At 34.9% G+C, this 2,500-nt stretch carries 1 protein-coding gene and 1 pseudogene; both read left to right on the top strand.

The genetic code is table 11. The annotated features are described in order from the left end of the window. Window positions 1-130: 130 nt before the first annotated feature. The gene (locus KI369_RS27820) at window positions 131-1,750 is read left to right on the top strand and encodes an FAD-dependent oxidoreductase (RefSeq protein WP_212958867.1); all 1,620 of its coding nucleotides are present in this window, start codon (window positions 131-133) and stop codon (window positions 1,748-1,750) included. A 220-nt stretch (window positions 1,751-1,970) separates the two neighbouring features. Further along, a pseudogene (locus KI369_RS29800) lies at window positions 1,971-2,342 on the top strand (WXG100 family type VII secretion target); the annotation flags it as partial. Window positions 2,343-2,500 lie beyond the last annotated feature (158 nt).

Genomic DNA, 2,500 nt, shown 5'->3' with positions numbered 1-2,500 from the left:
GGTAAAAGGAATTTTGGGGCGTAATCTATCTATATGATAATTCAAAATGAAATATAAGTCTATATTTTAATGTTTTTTTTGATTATATTTATGTCACTGAGCTCAGAACAATGATGTGGAGGGTAAATATATGAAATCGAATTATGTACCAGTTTTAATTGTTGGAGGGGGATTATCTGGGTTAGCGTCTGCGTTATTTCTTGCAAAACATAACATTGAGTACTTACTTATTGAAAGGCATCCGTCTACTGCAATTCATCCAAAAGCAGGTGGAATCACTTTTCGTACGATGGAGTTATTTCGAGAATTAGGTTTAGAACAAAGAATTAGATCAGCGGGTAAAACATTAGAAAATTGCCGAGGAAGAATAGCTGTTCATACAATAGTTGAGGCGAATCAGGAAGAATTCGCACAATTGAGGGTGACTCAGTATGAAAATGATGAAAAATTACTTCGAAAGGTAAAAGAGATTAGTCCATCAAAACAAACTGCTTGTTATCAAATTACTTTAGAAGAGATGATGTTACTAGAAGCAAAAACATTAGGTGGGCAACTATCTTTTTATCATGAGTTAGTTTCATTTGAACAAAAGGAAAATGGAGTAATAGCAACGATTCTAGATCGCGAAACGGAAAAAGAGAGCGTTGTTCATTGTGACTACGTAATTGCAGCGGATGGGGCAAAAAGTAAAATACGTGAGCAACTAAGGATAAGTACGGAGGGAAGAGGTACAATCGGTGGCTATTATATGAATATTTATTTTGAAGCGGATTTAAGTGAGTTTATACAAGGAGATGCATTTGGTTTTACTATGATACTTCATCCTGAAGTTCTTGGTGCGCTTATTCCAGTTGATAACGAAAGAAGATGGATTTACCATGTATCCTACGATCCGTTAAAAGGAGAGCGACCAGAGGATTTTACTATAGAGCGTTGTAAACAAATTATTAAAACGGCAATAGGAAGTACAAATGTTGAGTCAGAAATAGTAAGTGTTTTACCGTGGGAAGCGACTGAAAGTACTGCTGCAAAATTTCAAGATAATCGCATTTTTTTAGTTGGTGATTCTGCCCATATTATGCCGCCAACTGGAGGGTTTGGTTCAAATACAGGGATACAAGATGCGCATAATTTAGCTTGGAAATTAGCGGCTGTTATAGAAGGGAAAGCACAGCCGAAATTGTTAGAAACATATCATGAAGAGAGATACCCTGTTGCAAAATTAACGACAGATTATGCGAGTAGTTTACTGTTTCATGCGGCGAATAGAGAAGAAGGCAGTTTAAATAATATGGACGGTTTAGCTGTTACAGTTGGATATCAGTATTGTTCAGAGGCGATTATAGATGACTCAGTCACTCCACATAGAATGGATAGCGTAGAGTTGAACGGGAGACCTGGAACGCGAGCGCCACACTTTTGGGGGATGTATAAAGGGAAAGAAGTTTCTATATTAGACTTGTTTGGTAACAATTTTGTATTACTTACTGGAGTAGGCAATAGTTCTTGGGCTGAAGCTGTATATGATGTTTCATCTAAATTAGGGATAAATATTAAAGTGTATCGAGTTGGGTTAAGCGGAGATTTTATTGCTCAAGAAAATGTTTTTCGTGAATTATATGGGATAGAAAATGAAGGAATTGTATTAATTAGACCAGACGGCTTTATAGGATGGCGTTCGGAAAAAGAGGTAGTAAATCTAGATGTAGTGCTTGAAGAGGTAATGGGTAATTTATTATGTGATTTTTAAGTAACTAAGGAAGTATTGTCTTTTATAGGACGATACTTCTATTTTTTGGCTTAAAAAATAAAGATTGTGTAGTGAAGAGACATTATTATTATAAAAATATATGCAAATTAATTCTCTTTCTTTTTTTGTTATTAGAATTTTTTTAGTTTTTAGTTATAAGTGTTGGCAATTACTAGATTGAATCATTTTTTTATTGTATTATATTTCCTAGAGATTACATACTACATTACCTCTAGCCGAAGTAAAGCAAATAGACGATGTAAAAAGACATATTTTATCACCAAAAGAATTTCTTAAAGATTGATTAAAATTAAAAACAAGTGCTTTAGGCTATGCAGCAATTGGGGTTGGTACAACTGCTGTAAGTGCCTTTGCGGGAGCCAAACTAGGTGCAGCTGTTGGAACTGTTTTTGGCGGTCCAATCGGAACTGTTGCTGGGGCTTGTATTGGCTTTGGTGTTTCTATAGGAGCTAGTATAGTAACTGATGGAATCAAATTTAACAAAGGTGATTGGAATCATGATGGTAAACAGGATTCGATAAAAGATAAAGTTAAAACTGGAATCGGAGCAGCTTTAGATAAAATTTTTTAGTTTTTGGGAGATTAATATGGAAAAATATCACGGAAAGAGTACGGAACAAATTATTCAGAAATTGATGCCTGGCAGTGTAAGATCGAGTGTCGTTATGGTATGGGTAGTTATTAATTTTATGATTTTAACCCCATTTTTATTTCCTCCAACCTTTACTA

Source organism: Bacillus sanguinis, assembly GCF_018332475.1.
Classification (GTDB): domain Bacteria; phylum Bacillota; class Bacilli; order Bacillales; family Bacillaceae_G; genus Bacillus_A; species Bacillus_A sanguinis.
This window is presented reverse-complemented; position numbering and strand designations above follow the sequence as displayed.

Coding starts and splice junctions, on each gene's coding strand:
- KI369_RS27820 (WP_212958867.1), top strand. CDS start 131: ATGAAATCGAATTATGTACCAGTTTTAATTGTTGGAGGGGGATTATCT.